We start from the raw sequence: 20,048 nt of genomic DNA on the forward strand, positions 1-20,048 counted from the left end.
TCATTTTTATGCAATTAAACCAACAACTAAAAGGTGCTGTGCTTGTTTTTCTGGGAGCAATGAGCTATGGTATCTTAGCCACTATTGTCAAATTCGCCAACAACCAGGGGATCCACACCAGTGTACTCACTTTTATGCAATTCGCTGTGGGTGTTTGTTTCCTGATCGTACTGGCGCGATTTCAGCAAAAGCAAAGCAAGGCGAGATTAAAACGCGCTTCCAAAATAAAATTAGTACTGTTCGGAACGACCTTCGGTATGACTAGTATTTTTTATTACATGTCTATTCAGTACATCCCGGTATCTATGGGAATCATTCTCCTGATGCAATCCATCTGGATGAGTGTCGTACTGGAAGCACTGTTAAGTCGTACATTTCCCAATCCGTTAAAAATCATCGGAACGATTACCATCCTCGTTGGTACCGCACTGGCAACAAATGTATTGGTCGAAGTAGCTTCCATTGACTGGAGAGGAATCGGGCTCGGAATGATGGCGGCAAGTTCCTACACTATCTCCCTGTATGCATCCAGCAACATTGAAACCGGACATAAGAATGCCGTGAGAAGTCAATACCTGATTTCAGGTGGACTCCTGTTCGTGCTCGTTTACTGGAATTATGATATCATTACCTATTTCACATCAACAAGCGGATTGTTGTGGGGAGCTTTACTCGCTTTGTTCGGAACCATTATTCCTCCTTTGCTCTTTACAAAAGGAATTCCGTTAGTGGGTATCGGAATCGGTGCCATTATTGCTGCTGTTGAAATTCCGGTATCCATTTTATCCGCGCATATTATTCTGGATGAACGAATTGCCATGCTGCAATGTATCGGAGTATTGGTTATTCTTGTCTCTGTAATCCTGGTTAATAAAAGTTCTGTCAAATAACGATCGGGCAGTATTTACCGGAAACCCGAAACTGAATTTTTTCATAAAAAACTGTTAGATTCTGCTTTTATTTTTATTTTTTTTCTTCTTTTTTAACAATCAGAGGATTAAATACCTATATTTGCACCTCAATTACTATACCCACTTTAACTGGTAATTGATAAAAGCTTTTTAACAACAGACAAAAGATTTTATGAACACTATCACTGAAAAAAGGAAGCACTTACACGTGTTTATTTTATTTTTTTCCATTTTTTTTTCGCTTTCTAACTATTCGTCCGCACAAAAAGACACATTGTTTTGGTTTGCTCCTCCGAATGCATCCAGCGGTTTAGGTGACAGCCCTGTTCACATTCACCTGACAGCATACGCCAATCCAGCGACTGTAACAATGAGTATTCCTGCAAATCCCGGTTTTACTCCGATAACGGTATTGGTTCCTGCCAATACGAACCAGCAGATCGATTTAAGCAGTTTTATTGCAAGTATTGAGTCCTCTGCGGGGAATGTTGTTTCCAATAACGGAATTAAAATCACATCATCGGCACGCATATCAGCCAGCTATTCGATCAACAGCACAAACAATAAAGAATTGTTCAGTCTCAAAGGAGTCAACGCGTTGGGAACAAATTTCTATACACCTTTTCAAAAATACTGGGCCAATTCAACCACAACCCCCGCTTCCTTTTCATCCATTGAGATTGTTGCCACAGAAGATAATACAACTGTTCTGATCACTCCCCGGACAGCAATTACAGGACATATAGCAAATACTTCTTTTTCTGTCGTGTTAAATGCCGGGCAAACATACAGTGCACGAGATATGAACACATCAGCAGCAACTTCTCTTGCAGGATCCATTGTCTCCTCCAACAAACCGGTCGCCGTTACGATTTTTGAAGATGGTCTGGCCAATGCATCTTGTTCCGATGCCATCGGAGAACAGCTGACAAATATCAATCAACTGGGAACAAAACACATTGTCAGAAAAGGACCGGGAAGTACAGACCGGGTTTACGTCCTGGCAACACAAAACGGTACCAATTTAACCATCCATACTTCCACAACTACGACCACTACCATCAGTTGGAGTGAAACGCACGAGATTACTTTAACAGATGACATCGCTTATATTGAATCCAATAAACCCGTGTACGTCTATCATGTCAGTTCAATGGGATGTGAATTGGGGGCATCACAAGTACCCAATGTATTTTGCGCCGGAGACTATGTTACATCGGCCTACAGAAATTCAGCAGATGACTTTGGTGTTGTAGTATACACCCGTACCGGATATGAAGGGCTATTCACTGTTAACGGAACTGCGGGCATCATCAATGCCGGAGATTTTACGAATGTTCCGGGAACAGGTGGTGCGTTTAAAGTTGCCCAAAAGTTCTTTTCCACTTCCGAAATACCTTCCGGATCACTGGCAGTAATTGAAAACTCAGGAGACATTTTCGGACTTGCTGTATTAGAAGGAAACCCTTCGAACGGATACAGTTATGCCTTTTTATCAGATTATATCAGCAAACCATACGTCAACGCAGGTACGGATGATACCGTATGTGCAAATGTCAGTTTTCCTTTGAATGGTGTTGTCGGCGGAGGTACCCTGACGGGAACATGGAGTAGTACCGGATATGGTTCATTTGCTTACGGTCTCAATAATCTGACAAATGAATACATCCCCAGTCATCTGGACGTATTGATCAATCCTGTCAAAATTATCCTGACATCTGATGCATCTTGTCCTTCCAAAAAAGACACACTGTATTTAACGGTCAACCAACAGCCGTTAGTGAACGCGTCTGCAGATCAAACGGTGTGTGCAAATAATGCGCTTACATCGCTCAACGGAACGATTCAGGGAGGAGCATCAACAGGAATCTGGTCGTCCGCAGGAGGAGGAATTTTCTCTCCCGGAGCAACGTCATTGAATGCGACTTACGCACCCTCTCCATCCGAAATCGCGGCGGGAAATGCTACGCTTGTACTGACTTCCACCAATAACGGAAACTGTCTGGCGGAAACAGATACCATGCACATCAATATCACACCCCCACCGGTTGTATCAATTTCAATGGATACCATCATTGTATGTGCCAACAACAACCTTGTATCACTGAACGGATCCGTTTCAGGAGCTTCAACAACAGGTGTATGGAACAGCACGGGAGATGGGGTGTTTTCACCGAATAATATTTCTTTATCAACAACTTATTACCCCGGATTAAATGATATTGCCTTTGAGAACAACTGGATTTATCTCCGTTCCACATCCAACGGAAATTGCCTTCAGGAAAGAGATAGTGTGTATATCATTTATACAGATGCACCCACGATTAATGCAGGAAATAATGACCTGGTTTGTTCAAACGACGCACTGATTACTCTGAACGGAAATATTTCCGGCGGGGCGACAACAGGAATCTGGTCCGGTGGAGCTGGTACATTCTCTCCTTCCAATACCCATCTGAATGCAACCTATACTCCGACAGCTTCTGAAGTTTCATCCGGACAGATTGTACTGACACTCACCTCTACCAACAATGGAAACTGTGTCGCAGTGAATGATGTCGTACAATATGTATTCGTTGCTCCACCTTATGCCAATTTCAGTAGTCAGGATAACTGCCTTGGAGTTGTTGCTCAATTCACTAATTTCTCTCTGGCAGGATACGGAACCATTACCAATACAGATTGGAATTTCGGAGACGGAGGAACTTCAACAGGTACAAATCCTGCTCACCTGTACACACAACCCGGTCAATATGGTATCACCCTCATTGTCACCAATAGTGTCGGTTGTACAGATACAACCAATCAAACGATTGATATTTTTGAACTTCCTGTGGCTGGCTTTTTGTTCAGTGCCAACTGTACCAATAATCAACGGGTGGTTTCCTTTACCGACAATTCAACCTCAACGGATCAGGTCAACTATTGGTATTATGATTTCGGAGGACAGGGAACGGTTCAAACCCGTGATGCAACGTTCACCTTTCCGAATCCCGGAAGTTACGATGTCTCGCACATTATTTCCACTGTCAACGGATGTTCGGACACCATTAATCAACAAGTAGTGATCACCCCTCTGCCTGAAGCCGGTTTTTCATACAACTTCACAAGTGGTGTCAACGTGGGAACAACATTTAACTTTATTGACACATCCCTTTATTCCAGTGCTTATCAGTGGGATTTCGGAAACGGACAAACATCGACGGCACAGCACCCATCAACGATTTACTTTCAGAACGGATTATTTCCGGTTGTTCAGTATGTATATGACAACCTCGGATGTTTTGACAGCACCATTGTCTGGGTGGAAATTGACAATGTAACATCAGAAATCAGCACATTGATTCCCAACGTTATTTCACCGAACGGAGATGGTCTGAATGACGTCTGGAAACTTTCATTTATCGAATTACTCTATCCGAACGCAATTGTAGAAATCTACAATGAGTGGGGACAACAATTATTCCGGTCTGAAGGATACACCGAACCGTGGGATGGTCGTTTCCAGGGAGAAGAAGTTCCTGACGGGAACTATTTCTATATCATCAACCTGAATGAGGACATTGCAAAACCTGTGTACAAAGGGGCACTATTAGTACTGAGAAAAAAGAAATAATAAACCATGAATAAACTGTTCTATTTTATCGCATTGGTGGTTTTAACAACACTACCGGCACGCGCACAGCAGATGGGTATTTACTCCAACTACATGATGAACCGGTTCTATTACAACGCAGCCGTTGCCGGAAGCCAGGAAGTACATGTATTCAATGCCGGATATCGCAATCAGTGGGTTGGTTTTGAGAACGCACCTTCCAACTTCAACTTCAATGTTCACGGTTCTGTCCGCAGTGAGGGAAAAATCGGTTACGGACTCGGTTTGTACAATGAAAATTCCGGTTTGATGAACACAACAGGTGTGCATTTAAATTATGCCCATCATTTTAAGTTATCGGAAACACTAAAACTGGGATTAGGAATTCAACCCGGATTCATTCAATACCGGATTCGTTTGTATGATGCCATCATGGCGGACGAGGGTGATCAGGTACTCACCGGAAGTGTTTATTCTACCAACGCGGTTGATGTAAACATGGGGTTCAACCTCTATTCTTCTAAATTTTTCGTCATGGGATCCGCGCAACGTATGCTGGGAAGAGCAATTCAATTCACAGGATACAATTCTCAGTTACAATTTCATTTCAATCTGATTGCCGGGTACAATTTTGTCTTTGAGAAGAAAAAGATAGAACTCCAGCCAAGTGTATTGATTCGGTATACCAAACCTGTACCTGTGCAAGTGTCCGGTATGTTGAGAGCCATGTATGACAAAAAATACTGGTTGGGGCTGATCTACCGCCACGACGACGCAATTGGAATCAATGCCGGATTTGTATGGAAAGAACGTTTCACGATTGCCTACGGATATGATTTTTCTGTCAACGGCTTGAGAAAGTACAACTCCGGTTCCCACGAAGTAATGCTTTCCATTATCCTGAATAAGAAAAAACCGGTTTCACTGGAAGAAGAGGACGATCAATTGAACAAGAGTATTCTGGAAAACACGAGTACGAAGAGTAACACAAAGAACTAACTGAAAAAACACCTGTATTATGAAAAACAGACTGATATTCATCATCATAACGGCGTTTTTGTCATTTTCAAATGCTGTAAGCGCCCAAATAGATACAACATTTTGGTTTGCTGCTCCCTGGGTCACTCCAAGCCACGCGAATAATGTTCCTGTAGTGTTCCGGCTTTCCTCATTCGAGAACCCGACAACTGTAAGGTTATATCAACCGGCAGGTACATTTGATACAACTGTTGTGGTTCCTCCCAATTCACTGAATTCAGTATTTGTATCGCACATCATTAATACACTCGAAGCCAAACCTGCTAATACAGCGCTTGACTACGGGATAAAAATTGAAGCTGACACGCTGATTACGGTAGTGTATGAAGTTGTCACCAATGTGAACAATCCGGAAACTTATTCATTAAAAGGAAGCAATGGTGTGGGGCTGGAATTTGTAACGCCGTTTCAGACCAGCTGGAACAACGGCTCTTACTCTCCGATTGCACCTAAACAAATGTTCTGTATCGTGGCAACGGAGGATAATACAACCATCTGGATTACACCACGTGCTGCTATTGTCGGACATCCTACCGGTATAACTTACTCCATCACATTGGATAAAGGACAGGTGTATACGGCTGAAAACGTAACACAAGCAACAAGTGTTTCCGGCAATAATCTCAGTGGATCCATCATTGTTGCGGACAAACCCATCGCGGTAACCATTTCCGACGACTCTGTTACCAACAGTGGCGGAGGATGCCGTGACTTAATGGGGGACCAGATCGTACCGGTCGAAGTCGTCGGAACGGAATATATTGTCAATAAAGGAAGCATGTATGTGGCTTCCAATGAAGGAATTTATGTGGTTGCTACTGAAAACTTCACGGAGGTTACCATTACAACCATCAACGGGACAAGTACGCACCTGTTGAATCAGGGAGATACGTGGAATTATGTCATTACGGAAGAATTAAATCACGTCCAGGCGGACAAGCCGGTGTATGTACTACAGGCAAGCGGATTCGGATGTGAATTGGGAGCGGCCTTACTTCCTCCGATTAACTGTGCGGGCTCATCCCAGGTCAGTTTTACCAGAACAAATAACCAATCCTTTTTCCTCAACATTTTATGTCCGACATCAGCTGTAAACAACTTCCTGTTGAACGGAAGCAGTACACTGGTACCGGGATCTGCATTTAATGTCGTACCCGGAACCGGGGGACAATGGAGCGGAACACAAATTTCGTTCAACACAACCGATCTTCCCTCAGGGGCAACCAACCTGATTGAAAACACATCCGACTTTTTCGCGTTGGGAGTTATCAACGGGGGAGCCGGTTCCGGGTGTTACTATCACTACATGTCCTCGTTTATCCGCAGAATCTATACGGATGCAGGTACTGATACGACCCTCTGTAACGGAGCAAGTTCAATTGCATTAAACGGCGACATAAAAGGAGCAACTACAACAGGTATCTGGTCGGTGGTCAACGGAACGGGAACGTTTCAAAACGCAACGAATCTCACCACACTGTACTATCCGACTAACAGCGATTATGCACAAGGTGAATTGACCTTTGTACTAACTTCTACCGGTAATTGTAATGCTGTTACAGATACCATGCGGGTTGATTTTATCCAGGCACCGATCGTTACAGTAGATACTGATCAAACGTTTTGTAAAAACAATATTCCGACGATTACCATTTCGGGAGGAGTGCAATTCGCTACTACCGCAATCTGGTCCGGAGGAAACGGAGGTGCGTTCGGAAATCCGAATGACCTGACAACGACTTATACTCCTTCTCCCCTTGAATTAGCAGCAGACAGTGTTGCGCTGTTTTTAACCTCTGCAGGAAGTTTCTTTGCCTGTGAGAGCGATGTTGATACGATAGTGCTGCATTTCACCCCGGCTCCGGATGTTTTTGCAGGTCCCGACCTGTTTATCTGTTCCGATGAAACCATTTTGAGCCTTTCCGGGACAATCGGCGGTGCCACAACGACAGGAGAATGGACAACAAACGGGAACGGTGCTTTCTCACCGAGTCAGTCGAATCTGACAACCGATTACCTAATTGACCCTGCTGACATTGCTTCCGGGTCATTTGTACTTGTATTGACATCAACCAACAACCAGGATTGTCTTGCTGAAGTGGATACGGTGTACGTAAATGTGACGGCACAACCGACATTGGACATTACTTCTCAGGATTCCATTTGCTCTACCAGTGCACTTATTCCATTATCCGGTGTTATTTCCGGCGGGTTCGGAGCTCAGTGGTCGACGAATGGATTCGGAAACATTTCGGATGTCAACGCGTTAAATACGTACTACAATGTCAGTTCTGTTGATACAACACTCGGATATGTTGATTTTTACCTGACAACAGTCGGTGTTTGTTCCGGTCAAATGGATTCCATCCGCGTTTATTTTGTAAATGCACCTGTTGTAAATGCCGGACCAGATCAACTATTGTGTGAAAATTCAGCCGTTCAACTGACAGGACAAATTTCAGGACCTGCACCGGCAGGAATGTGGTCTTCACTGGGAACAGGTTCATTTGTTCCGGGAAATGCATTTCTTTCAACAATTTATTTTCCTTCCGCCGGAGATATTCTGAATGGTGGTGTGACACTACTACTCGAATCAACCAATAATTATGGTTGTGTCCCTGAAAATGACAGCCTGTTTATCACCTTCAAAGAGGTTCCTGAAGCAACATTCGCGGTTACACCTGTTTGCCAGGGAGCCAATGCTAATTTTATTGATCAGTCTACTTTCTCATCCGGAACGATCACCAATTGGGAATGGAATTTTGGAAACGGGACCACTTCATCGGTAAACAATCCGCAACATGTCTATTCAAACGGTGGAAATTACACCGTTCAGCTGGTCGTAACAGCTGATAACAACTGTACTGATACAATAACACAGAATGTAGTGATTTATCACCTGCCTGTTCCTGCATTTACGAATACGAATGCCTGTGAAATGAACGCCATTTATTTTACGGATCAAAGTACGCTTTCCTCCGGAACAGTAACGGGATGGCATTATGATTTTTACGGAATGGGGAACAGTTATGTCCAGAATCCTGAATTTGTATTCCAGATCCCCGGTGATTATCCTGTTACACTAACAGTTACGTCATCCGATGGCTGTTCGGCATCCATCACACAAAATGTAAGTGTTATTCAAAGTCCGGATGCCAACTTCTCTATGACTCCCAATCCGGCACTTGTCGGTCAGGATGTCTATTTCCAGGACTTATCATCAGGTACGAACCTGACGAACTGGTATTGGGATTTTGGCGACGGAGCAGCTGATAACCAGCAAAATTCCTATCACGATTACTCAATGGGCGGTGTGTATACAGTTGTGCTTACTGTGACGGATGCCAATAATTGTAAGGATATTGTTTCACGCCAGATTTCAATCGAGCTGCTCCCGGTGCTGCCAACAGGTTTCACACCAAACGGAGATGGTGAAAACGATGTCTTTATCATCCGCGGAGGCCCTTTCAGATCTGTTGATTTCAAAGTATACAGTAATTGGGGAACCTTAATTTTCGAGACCAATGACTATACTGTGGGTTGGGATGGGACACACAAAGGAGAAAATGCACCTGTCGGTGTATATACCTGGACATTCGTTGTCGAAATGGGGAATGGTCAAATTGTAAAAAAATCAGGGGATGTTACCCTTATAAGATAGTGAATTATGTATAGATTATTACTTATACCAGTCATTTTATATTCGCTTTCAGTCAAAGCACAAGATGCACATTTATCGATGTATGATGCGGCTCCTTTGTTTCTGAATCCTGCAATGACGGGCGTGGTTGATGCCGATTTCAGGATTCACGCGCAGTACCGCACACAATGGAAATCGGTTAATTTTAAACCGTATACTTCTTACCTGCTGAGTTACGATATGCCTATCAAAAAGTGGAGTTTCGGTGTTCAACTCAACAATTTCAGAGCCGGATACGGAAACTTTAATGTGTTACAGGGGCTGTTATCTACTTCCTATAATACAGGATTGGACAAGAAAAAAAATCACATGCTTTCCTTCGGTGTTCAAGCCGGTCTCGTACAAAAATCTGTTGAATACCAGCTGTTGTCGTTCAACAATCAGTATACCTTAACGGATGGTGGTCATTTTGATCAATCCATTGTTTCTGGTGAAAATTTTGACCGGCAAACGATTTATATTCCTTCGGTCAATGCGGGAATTCTATACTATTACGCGAAGCAGAATGCACGTTTGAATCCGTTTGCAGGTATTTCTGCATTCAACCTGCTCCACTCCAAAGAATCGCTTTACGGCCTGGACAATCGCTTACCGTTACGCTTTTATGTACATGTCGGAACCCGGATCAACATCACGGAAACATTCTACCTGATTCCGAAGGTATTGATCATGCAGCAAAAGAAGTTTCATGAGCAAACCTATGCACTGGAAGCAGGTTATTACATGAAAAACAGTAATTTTTACTTGTTGGGAGGTGTCATTTTCAGAGCAAAAGATGCGCTGATTGCTACCATTGGGGGAAAACTGGATCGCTTTACGCTGAAAGTCGGGTACGATATCAATGTATCCACCCTGTCAACTGTTTCTACCGGAAGAGGAGGTTTTGAAATCTCCCTTACGTATGTGCATAAAAAACGAGAAAATCAGTACGAGAAAATCTGCCCGAGATTATAATATTACTCCGATCATCTAATGAAAAAATTTGTCTTCTTCCTCTTTTGGTTAACTCACATAACCGGGTTTTCACAATCAAAGACCGTGTGGCTAAATACGGCCGATAATTACTTTGCAAAAAAAGATTACCAAAACGCGTTGATTCACTATCAATTGGTACTCAATGATACTATCGCGTTGAATGAACTGATCCTGCCGTACGAAACCCAAATTTCGAACCGGTCCCTGTCCAAAAAAGCAACCGAAAAAGCAGGAAAATCGGTTACACTGGAGGAATATACCAATCACCAGATTGCTTTGTGTTATCAATATACGTTTGATTACAAACGTGCGGAGGAGCAATTGGCAAAAACCTATACTTCCCCGGGGTACCCGGAAGACGCTTTTCTGTATGGAAATGCGTTAAAAAACAACCGAAACTATAGCAAAGCAATCGACATCTACGAAGGGTTTATCCGATCATACACGGGTGGAGATTCTCTGATTGCGCTTGCTAAAATTGCGTTGCAGGGCTGCGTATATGCATTGGACGAAAACCAGGTAAAAACAGAAGTAACCGTTCAATTGGCGACAGATTCAGTATTCAACGAGGGAACTTCTTCCTTCGCTGTTTCGTATTTCGGCGGTGAAGACCGGGTCATGTTTACTTCTGCCCGTCCGCACGGTGTTATTTTGAAACCGGAACAACAATCTGAATTTTTGTGTGATGTATACTGGACGGAAAAAGACGATAACGGAAACTGGAAATCAGCAACGAATTTCGGACGTCCGATGAACAGTGCCCAACACGATGCAGCGTCGGCTGTGAATAACAACAATACTATTTTTTATACCCGCTGGAGTGATGCCAACCGCAAGGAACAAAGCATTTTCCTGGCACGGATGATGAATTTCATGTTCTTTGAAGCATATAAACTGGATGAACGTGTGAACCAACCTGGTTATGTTTCCATGCATCCTTTTATATCAATGGATGGAAAAACACTGTTCTTTTCCAGTAATCGTCCCGGAGGACAGGGAGGAATGGATCTTTGGAAAATTGCATTGGATACACTGGGAAATATTGTGGGAAATGCCGAAAACTTAGGTGCTTCGGTTAACTCTCCTGCCGATGAAATCACACCGTTTTTTCACGAAGCCACCTCTACCCTGTTTTTCAGTTCCAACGGCTACAATTCCATCGGGGGATACGATGTATTCAAATCGAATTATGACGGTCAACAACTTGCTTATACGGCTCCCGTTAACCTGGGAACTCCCGTTAACTCCAGTAATGATGATACTTATATGATCTGGGATACCAAGCTAAAAAAAGGATTTCTGTCTTCCGACAGGGAACCGTGTGAGTTTGGGCATTGCTACAACATCTACGAAGTAGAAAACAGCGCGATTGTCATTACACTGGAAGGATATACGTTTGTAAAAGGAACCGAAACCATTCTTCCCAATGCCACCATTACAATAAAGGATGTAAAAGGCGTCAAAGATCAATACGTGGTCAACTCCAACCAGGACGGATACTACACTGTTCGCATTACCATTGGTGAAGAAATCTTTATGAAGGCACAAAAAGATGGTTATTTCGCGGATGCTGCTGTCATCAATACAGAATTGATAACGGAATCAACGACATTGCGACAGGATTTTTACCTGGAACAAATTCCGCAAAAAGAAATAAAAATAGATGGAATCGAATATGATTTTGATTCGGATAAATTACGTCCGGTATCTATGGAAATTCTGGATAAACTGTATCAATTCCTGGAACTGAATGAAAACCTGATTGTAGAGATCAACTCTCATACGGATTACAAAGGGAGCGATAAATACAATATGAACCTTTCTGTAAAACGTGCGCAATCGTGTGTGAATTACCTGATCGGGAAAGGAATTGATTCCAAACGTCTCGTTGCAAAAGGCTATGGAGAAACACTTCCAACGCATTATGTGACACCAGAAAAAACACCGATATTGGATCAAAACGGAAATGAGCTTATTCTGACAGAAAAATTCATTCTCACTTTATCAAAAGAAGAGCAGGACAGGGCGAATCAGTTGAACAGAAGGACAGCATTTAAAGTTGTCGGTGAGAACTTCAACCTGGAATCGAAATAAACAATACCACGGAATGATGCATTACTGCTGATCGACAGAAGATCAGTAACTTATTTTTTTATTTTTCTGTTGGCTGTTGATTCAGGTAATCTTTTTTGTACGACCTTTGTAGGGTTAACACATTAATCTATTGTTTATGAAACTATTTTTTACACTTTTAGTCGTAGGATTGAGTACCTTTTCATACGCTCAGCAAACGTTCAACATTACCTGGATGATGGGAATTACCCTGGAACAGGCAAGTGTCACAATCAACACGGGAGACATGATTGTATGGACGTTGGGAGACGGCGCTCCACATACTGTTCAGTCAGAAGATCCGGATGCTCCGGGTACATTTGGAAGCGGTCCGATGCAGGGAAGCGGACAGACGTATCAATTTACCTTTAACGATGTCGCTGTTATTGATTACCATTGTGGAGTTCATGGCTCTATGCAAGGTGTAATAACCGTTGTAGAAGCCTTGAGTGTTGAGGAAAAATTCGCAGCCAATCTGAAGTATTACCCGACAATTACCTCTTCAAAATTGACAATCACTTCCTTATTACCGGTAGAGCGTTACGAAATTTACGACGCACAAGTACGCAAAGTGGCTGAAGGAGTGTTCACCAATGTCAATTACTCGATCCTCGATGTGTCAGCACTTTCAACCGGTGTTTATTTTGTAACCGTTGTTTCAAAGGATGAGCTGAAAACAGCTTTCAAAATCGTGAAAGAGTAACTCAGAAAAATGCCCTCACTTCCATTCCTGCGGAGTGGATCATTTTATTGTCTTTCGATTTTCTTCCGTTGTATTGGATGGACAACTGGAGGTTTTTAGAAATTAATCGCTGGTATCCGAGGTTCCAGGTGTAATTGATTCCGGGCTTCAGTGATTCAAGCATTTCAAACCCCAATGCGGAATTCTGGATTCCGCCGTATGTAATCGAAATCATTTTGAATTCAGCCTGCAAACTCCCTTTTTCGGCTTGATTGAATTTTAAATTGGTTCCGATTTCTCCAATGTAGGCAGACTCGCCTCCGAATTCTTCGCTGTTGTGTTTCTCTTCGTACCTTCCCGTCAGCGCAACACGGAATGCGGTACTTGTCTGCAAACTCAGAGTCGGCTTGATGGTATTGTAATCAATACTGAAGTTTCGTCCGGTTGTGTAATCGGCAATGGCTGTCTTATTCCCGATCTGCCCTTTTCCTTCCACTGCAATTTTTTTGGTGATGTTCCACCGGAAGTTCAGTTCATGAAATTCATTTTCCCTGGAGTCAAAACCACTGGCCAGCAAGGTTTTATTCTGGTTTCTCTGATACGTCCAGTCAACGCTCACAATGGACGACGTTCGATTGAAGTACAATGTATTTCTAAAGTCGTATGCCGTGGAAATCAAACTGGTATCCCGTACATTTGTTGCAAACGGGTTGAAGGCATTCGCTCCGTCGAAGAAGTTGGTCTTTCTGTTGATGCGAATCCTGATTTGATCCGATACCCGCGACAGGACTTTCAACACGCCTTTTTTAGTTGCCCAGATACGTTCCGGCCTCCAGAAAACAGACTGATTAAATTCATTGGTATATGTCTTGGTATATTCATTACTTGGGGTGAACACACGCACATAACTCGCCTGATCGACGTATTGCGCAATTTCAAATTCATTCAGATCTTTTACCCCGTCATTGTTGTAGTCAATCCAGGTATAGATTCCCTGTCCGGCGTTTACCTGGATGTACATAAACTCCCGCTTTTGCTCCAATCCCGAACCTACCTCATAAAATGTGTTCCATGTAAATGCAGTTTTCCACAGCCTCAATTCGTAATCGATTCTTCCCAGGATTGAATTCTCGGGCGTCTGGTTAATCAAAGTATTGTCGATGATTTTAAGTTGCCTGTAACTGGTCAGAATATTCAGTGTCTGGTTTTTCATTTCGGTCAGTTTCACCTCCCCTCCGGCTGTCTGCGCTCTTGCAGCGGTTTTCAACTCAAAACTGTCGGAAATCCAGTCGTACCGTTCTCTGTAAAAAACACGGTATTTATTCTTGATGGAATCACCGTTTTCGATGTAAAACTGGTAATCCCAGAACTGGTAGCTGTTTTTTGCCAGGGGCATGGTTTCAGCGGTAAATGTATTGCGTTCATGATCATCCTGGTAACCGATTCGCAACCACTTCAGGTTCTGAGAAAGGTTTGTTTTATGACGAAGAAACTGGCTTTTTTCGGTTGCGGTGCTCTGCAGATAACTGCCATCCCAGGTCGCACGGAATCCTTTTTGCTGCCACCTTCCGTTTAAAGCCGTCCGATATCCTTCATAATTGCTTCCAATCATGAATTGTTGCCCTTCCAGGTTCATGTTTCCGTAGTTTTTGTTAACGAAATTCGCTCCCAGTGTTGTTGCAATCTGATTTCCGGTATATCCTTTACTTCTCGTATTCCAATCCCGGTCAAATTCTACTGCCCGGTACTGTTCAATCGGGGTGAAATTCTTTTCCAGGGCCTCAACATCCAGTTTTGTATCCAGTAACCATTTATTCAGGGAATCTTTGGAGAGGGGAATTTTGCCCGATAATTTTGCCCTGGCAGCGTATCCGTGATCGTCTTTGCTATCGTACCTGGAAAACGTATTGATGTCATTATTGGTATATGAAAGTTCCGTTTCCGCAGATAAGAAACTGGTGATTTTGTACCTTGCTCCTGCCGTAACCATCTGTCGTTTTTTCGGTGTAATCATCAAACGATAGGGTTCAAAATCTCCCTGGGGAATGCCACCTACCGGAGCGACCCACACGTGCACTTTTCCGGTAGCGATGTATTCTTTCAACACGTAATTTCCTTTATTGGGTCCCACATTTACAAATGTAGCCCTGTAGACAGCCAGTTGCGGGTTGACGGAATGTACCAATACGGAATCATACCCTAATGTATCAATCATCCGGTACAATACCTGATTTTCCAGGTATCCGACAGAATCAATACTGGAAATCTGCGCCAGGTTCAGTGTATCTCCGATCTCAGACAACAATTGTTTTTGCCCTGCTGTTAAATCTTGTTGAATTGTTTGGTTTTTGGCATCTTGTTCAGAATAAGCATTTAGCCAGAAATCAAGTTTTTTAGACTGATAACGGTTCGCCGTTTGAATCAACGAACGTGCATAATTTTGGTCCGAATACTGAAATTCAACAACAATCCGTGAATCTTTTGTGATCTGATTTCGGGATGTAAAAATCAATTCCGCAGAATTATAATTGATGATGTAGTCAAATTCCTGTCCCCGTTCCAATAATCGCCCATCAATATATACACGTTCCGTTCCCCCCAAAATAATAATAAACGGTTCATTCTCTGCTCCGACCAGCCGGTATGGTCCCTGGTTGCCTTCTACTCCCTGTACGACCTGCCGTTGAAATTTTCCTTTTGAAAACGCTCCGGAAACTTGCGTGGTCCATCCTTTTCCTTCTTCGTTTTTAAAGTCATACCCGATGGTCAATCCCTGTGCTCTTTTTTTGTAGTTCATGAAATAACCGTGTGGTTTATCAATCCAGAAGTCACCGGCAATCAATTTTAAACGATCATTGTAGACCTGGATAAATACCTTGTCAAATTCTTGTAATTTGTTTGTGTTTCCTTCCGGTTGAATCGGAATGTTATCATCAGAGACGGAAGCCAGTAATTTCAAATTAGGCCCCAAATCCCCGTTCAGTTCAAGATTGAGTGAAGAGTTTACTCCCAGATCCTGGTTGTTTCCAAAAGAAATCCCCCTGGAAATACTCCCTGATTTCTTCAGGCTTGTTCCGCCGAAAACGTCCTGTATCTGAACCGTTGAAGAATGGACATATAAATCCCTGTTTCCTTTTTCCTGGTTGTAAATAAAGGTGGTATCCCGCTTTTGAAAACGGGTAGAAAGATTGTAGGGAAAAACACGATATTCCGCACGTAGTTCTCCGCCACACCTGTTTTTAATAATTAGTTCCGCTTTCGCACCGTTGACCTGATAATCAGACTTATCGATCACTTCTCCGTTACAGAATAGTTGAAATGATTGGGGGTAAATACTCAGCGAATCAAGCCGGATTGTATCCGAGACAGATGAGATGTGCCGTACACGTACATTTGATACCTGCCCCAATGCCTGAAAGCTGAATAGTATCAGAATTACGGTAACTGCCTTTAAAATTCTCATCAACACGAAAATACAACGTAAAAAGAGAAAAAATCGTGTGTTACTATAAATATTCTTCTAATACTTCAAGCCCGATTCCTCTTGAACCTTTCAGTAAAATCAATTTTTTATTCAACGGACTCGTTTTTAAAAATGCAATGACCTCTTGCGTATTTGAAAAATGGTTGGTAATACCATCCGAATGGAAGTAGGAAAATTCACTCCCAACCGTCCACCCTGTGAGTCCCAGGTCATCAATCAGATCAATAATCGCATGGTGTTCTTTATACGATTCTCCCCCCAATTCAAGCATGTCTCCGATGATAACGTATTTGTCTGCATGATCAATTTGCGCAAAGCTTTCCAGTGCGGAACGCATACTTGTCGGATTGGCATTGTAACAATCCAGAATTAGTGTATTACTTTTTGTTTCAGCAACCTGTGATCTTTTATTGGTCGGCTCATACGTCTGAACTGCTTTGTTGATCTTCTCCGGTTCGACTTCAAACAATGCTCCAAATGCAATTGCTGCCAGAAAATTGTAGAAGTTATACTGTCCGACCAGGTGTGTGGCAAAAACCGGCGACTGGTATCCCGCTTTTTTCCACGATAATTCAACAAAGGGGGTAAGACGCTCCAACGTACCGGTAATTTCAGCATTTTTAGTTCCGTAAGACATGAGTAATGTGTTGATCGGAAGGTTCTCCTTTAGCAACGTATCATCCGCGTTATACATTACCAATCCTTCATTTGCTTCGACGGCATCGTACAATTCTTTTTTGGTTTTCAAAACTCCTTCGAAGTTCTTGAAACCTTCCAGGTGAGCTTTCCCGATATTGGTAATGATTCCATGTGTCGGTTCTGCAATATCGCACAATTCTTTGATGTCCCCAAAATGATTGGCTCCCATTTCTATTACTGCGATCTCATGTTGATCATTCAACTGTAATAATGTCAATGGCACTCCGATGTGATTGTTGAGATTCCCTTTTGTTGCCAGGACGGTATATTTCTCCGAAAGCACAGCTGCGATCAGCTCTTTGGTACTTGTTTTCCCATTGCTTCCGGTGATCCCGATGACAGGAATATCGAATTGTCTCCGATGGTAATTGGCGAGTTTTTGAAGAAAGTGAAGGCCGTTTTCAACATAAAAAATATTGTTCGGTACATCTTCAAATTCTTTTTCATCCACTACGGCATATGTGGCTCCGTTCTCGATGGCTTTCCCGGCAAAGGTATTCCCATTGAACGAAGGTCCTTTTAATGCAATAAACATACAACCGGCATGAATATTTCGTGAGTCGATACTAATACCTGTTGATTGCAGAAAATAATTGTACAGTGTTTCCATAGCATAAAAAAAGTCCACCTGTTTGGTGGACTTAAAATTAGTTATTTTTTAGATTACTTCTTTTTCTTTTTCTTTTTACCGTAGTTCATTCCCACAGGGCTTCCCACTCTGTCCATCGCACAACGGAACCCTAAAGTTGCCATTGACTGATCTTCATCCAGGAAGCGTCTGTTACTTGAAACTAACCAGTATGCACGGTCTGCCCATGAACCTCCTTTGTACACTTTTGACTTATCAGAGATCAACGTTGTAGGCCATGCCGTTCTGTTTTCTCCTCCTGGCAAGATTTCACCTCCATCCAGGTCATATTGTTCATACTTGTTTTGGTACATCACCAAATTCGGATCGCGGTTCGCCTGGTTAATTTTTTGTTTGCGGTCATCATTTTTATAGTAAATTGAACTTTCAATATCACCATCCATGTAATCCACATAGTCATCTTTACGGTAATTCAAACGCCCGATGTTTTCTTCTTCCGTCACGTTACGGTACTTCAGTTTACCTGGTGTATCTGTAATAAAATCTGTAAAACCAAGACGCAACATTGAAAGAACTTCAAACGCATACTCTTCTCCATCCGGACCTGTTCTGATTTCATCAGCGAAAATTCCGTCAAACAAACGATCCTGAATCAATGCAGAAGCTTCGATGTCGTGCTTATCATTTTTGTACTTAATCGCAAGATCCAATACTTCATTGATTTGTCTCAACAATCCTAATTCAATTGAATCTTTCACTTTTCCGTGTGATACATAGAATGGATCCGGAGCATATCCTCGTTGAACAGGGTTCGCTGATTCATTGTTTTTAGCCCAACCAACCGGAATAACCGTATCATTTGGATCGTGCTTGTCTGCTGAAATTCGTTGGTAGCGAATACGCTCAAACTCATTCAGGTATTCTTTCATTCCGTGTACATCGTACTCTACCTGTTGGTTTTTGATATCAACCAATCCTTCATTGTTAAGCAATTTTGTTTTGAATACGTTTCCGCGGAAAGGACGAAACTCGTTAAAGTCTTCAGAAGTCAATGGTCGATATGTATCCAATACCCATTCAGAAACGTTTCCTGCCATGTGGTACAGACCATAATCATTCGGCCAGTAAGACTCCACCGGAGTTGTCACATCCCCTGCATCATTCAGGTTTCCTGCAACCCCCATGTAGTCACCGCTTCCTCTTACGAAGTTCGCACGAATCCGACCTGTAAACTCTTTATTGTCCTGACGTACCCAGTGTCCGTTCCATGGATAGAATCTTCTGTCTGTGATATTTTCAGTTCCCGGCTCCAGGTTTCCGATTAATCCAAGTGCTGCATATTCCCATTCAGCTTCAGTCGGGAGGCGGTAACGCGGAAGCATAATTCCGTCTTCCATTCGGACGATTCTCGTCCCTAATTTTTTCCCTTGCTTGTTGGAAGGGTTCATATCCGTTATCCCTCTCATTTCGGCATCTTCATACTGCCCTACATAATAGGCTTCGGTGTTAAATGTCTGGTCATTTCGCTGATCAACATTCCAGGAAAGGATTCCTTCACGAATCATAATGTATTCGTTAACACGGTCCGTTCTCCATTTACAGTAATCATTCGCCTGCAACCAGGAAACTCCTACCACAGGATAATCTCTGTAAGCCGGGTGACGCAGGTAATATTCTACATATTTTTCATTGAACGCCAACGGAGATCTCCAACACAATGTATCCGGCAATGCGTTTCTATATACTAACGGATAAGATTCTCCATAAGCACGGTCAATCCAGTACAAGTATTCCAACCAATGGAAATTGGTTACCTCTGTTTGGTCCATATAAAATGAAGAAACGGTCACACGCGCCGGACGGTTGTTCCAATCGTACATAACATCTTCTTCAGAGCGTCCCATTGTAAAGGTACCACCTTCAACGAGAATCAATCCCGGACCTGTTTCCTGATCGATGAAAGGAACTTTCTGAAACCCTCCCTGCTTCGGATTGTTATAATCCCATCCGGTAGAGTTGGATGCTTCCTTTGAACAAGAGTACATAACCACTGTTCCAAGTCCCAATACGGCGAATAATCTCAAAACACTCATATTTTTTATTTGTTTTTTCATTGTGTTCAATTCACAAATTTATACTTAATAACGTCAGTTCAACATTTCGGTTACATTTTTCTTTCAAAACATTTTAGAAAGAAGGACACGAAATGGTTCTGAACTGCGGAATTTTCTTCTTACAATTCAGGTTCAGTCCCAGTGACACC

The 20,048-nt window shown here is 42.6% G+C and carries 10 protein-coding genes; 7 read left to right on the top strand and 3 right to left on the bottom strand.

Going from position 1 to position 20,048, the window contains the following annotated elements; all coding sequences use genetic code 11:
* Nucleotides 1-8 precede the first annotated feature (8 nt).
* The 7 genes from H9Y05_RS13420 (at nucleotide 9) to H9Y05_RS13450 (ending at nucleotide 13,034) form a co-directional block, all read left to right on the top strand.
* A complete protein-coding gene (locus H9Y05_RS13420) occupies nucleotides 9-890 on the top strand; it encodes a DMT family transporter (protein ID WP_216714572.1) in 882 nt (293 codons plus the stop codon).
* A gap of 193 nt (nucleotides 891-1,083) precedes the next feature.
* Complete coding sequence (locus tag H9Y05_RS13425) at nucleotides 1,084-4,527, top strand: PKD domain-containing protein (protein WP_216714573.1); 3,444 nt, start codon at nucleotides 1,084-1,086, stop codon at nucleotides 4,525-4,527.
* A gap of 6 nt (nucleotides 4,528-4,533) precedes the next feature.
* Nucleotides 4,534-5,505, top strand: coding sequence for a PorP/SprF family type IX secretion system membrane protein (locus tag H9Y05_RS13430; protein ID WP_216714574.1), 972 nt, complete (start codon nucleotides 4,534-4,536; stop codon nucleotides 5,503-5,505).
* Between the two features lie 19 nt (nucleotides 5,506-5,524).
* Nucleotides 5,525-9,205 carry a PKD domain-containing protein gene (locus H9Y05_RS13435; RefSeq protein ID WP_216714575.1) on the top strand — a complete coding sequence of 1,227 codons (3,681 nt, stop codon included), beginning with the start codon at nucleotides 5,525-5,527 and terminating at the stop codon, nucleotides 9,203-9,205.
* 6 nt (nucleotides 9,206-9,211) lie between these two features.
* Entirely contained in the window at nucleotides 9,212-10,198 is a 987-nt protein-coding gene (locus tag H9Y05_RS13440; protein WP_163492084.1) for a PorP/SprF family type IX secretion system membrane protein, read from the top strand.
* Between the two features lie 84 nt (nucleotides 10,199-10,282).
* Nucleotides 10,283-12,313 (top strand): OmpA family protein, encoded by a 2,031-nt coding sequence (locus H9Y05_RS16570; RefSeq protein WP_216714576.1) that lies wholly within the window; start codon nucleotides 10,283-10,285, stop codon nucleotides 12,311-12,313.
* A gap of 136 nt (nucleotides 12,314-12,449) precedes the next feature.
* Nucleotides 12,450-13,034 carry a T9SS type A sorting domain-containing protein gene (locus H9Y05_RS13450; RefSeq protein WP_216714577.1) on the top strand — a complete coding sequence of 195 codons (585 nt, stop codon included), beginning with the start codon at nucleotides 12,450-12,452 and terminating at the stop codon, nucleotides 13,032-13,034.
* A gap of 1 nt (nucleotide 13,035) precedes the next feature.
* Here H9Y05_RS13450 and H9Y05_RS13455 read toward each other — a convergent pair whose 3' ends face one another.
* The 3 genes from H9Y05_RS13455 to H9Y05_RS13465 are packed head-to-tail and all read right to left on the bottom strand — an operon-like array spanning nucleotide 13,036 to nucleotide 19,878.
* Nucleotides 13,036-16,476 (bottom strand): hypothetical protein, encoded by a 3,441-nt coding sequence (locus H9Y05_RS13455; protein WP_216714578.1) that lies wholly within the window; start codon nucleotides 16,474-16,476, stop codon nucleotides 13,036-13,038.
* Nucleotides 16,477-16,519: 43 nt separating this feature from the next.
* Nucleotides 16,520-17,806 carry a UDP-N-acetylmuramoyl-tripeptide--D-alanyl-D-alanine ligase gene (locus H9Y05_RS13460; protein ID WP_163492078.1) on the bottom strand — a complete coding sequence of 429 codons (1,287 nt, stop codon included), beginning with the start codon at nucleotides 17,804-17,806 and terminating at the stop codon, nucleotides 16,520-16,522.
* Between the two features lie 53 nt (nucleotides 17,807-17,859).
* Nucleotides 17,860-19,878: an SUMF1/EgtB/PvdO family nonheme iron enzyme gene (locus H9Y05_RS13465; protein WP_205729591.1), complete on the bottom strand. Its 2,019-nt coding sequence runs from the start codon at nucleotides 19,876-19,878 to the stop codon at nucleotides 17,860-17,862.
* Nucleotides 19,879-20,048: the final 170 nt, after the last annotated feature.

Origin of the sequence: Taishania pollutisoli, from assembly GCF_014518315.1 — a bacterium.
Classification (GTDB): Bacteria; Bacteroidota; Bacteroidia; order Flavobacteriales_D; family Crocinitomicaceae; genus Taishania; species Taishania pollutisoli.

Bases quoted from the DNA above. Each gene is read 5' to 3' on its own strand.
- H9Y05_RS13450 (WP_216714577.1), top strand. From the start codon at position 12,450: ATGAAACTATTTTTTACACTTTTAGTCGTAGGATTGAGTACCTTTTCA.
- H9Y05_RS13435 (WP_216714575.1), top strand. From the start codon at position 5,525: ATGAAAAACAGACTGATATTCATCATCATAACGGCGTTTTTGTCATTT.
- H9Y05_RS13465 (WP_205729591.1), bottom strand. From the start codon at position 19,878: ATGAGTGTTTTGAGATTATTCGCCGTATTGGGACTTGGAACAGTGGTT.
- H9Y05_RS13455 (WP_216714578.1), bottom strand. From the start codon at position 16,476: ATGAGAATTTTAAAGGCAGTTACCGTAATTCTGATACTATTCAGCTTT.
- H9Y05_RS13420 (WP_216714572.1), top strand. From the start codon at position 9: ATGCAATTAAACCAACAACTAAAAGGTGCTGTGCTTGTTTTTCTGGGA.
- H9Y05_RS13430 (WP_216714574.1), top strand. From the start codon at position 4,534: ATGAATAAACTGTTCTATTTTATCGCATTGGTGGTTTTAACAACACTA.
- H9Y05_RS13440 (WP_163492084.1), top strand. From the start codon at position 9,212: ATGTATAGATTATTACTTATACCAGTCATTTTATATTCGCTTTCAGTC.
- H9Y05_RS13425 (WP_216714573.1), top strand. From the start codon at position 1,084: ATGAACACTATCACTGAAAAAAGGAAGCACTTACACGTGTTTATTTTA.
- H9Y05_RS13460 (WP_163492078.1), bottom strand. From the start codon at position 17,806: ATGGAAACACTGTACAATTATTTTCTGCAATCAACAGGTATTAGTATC.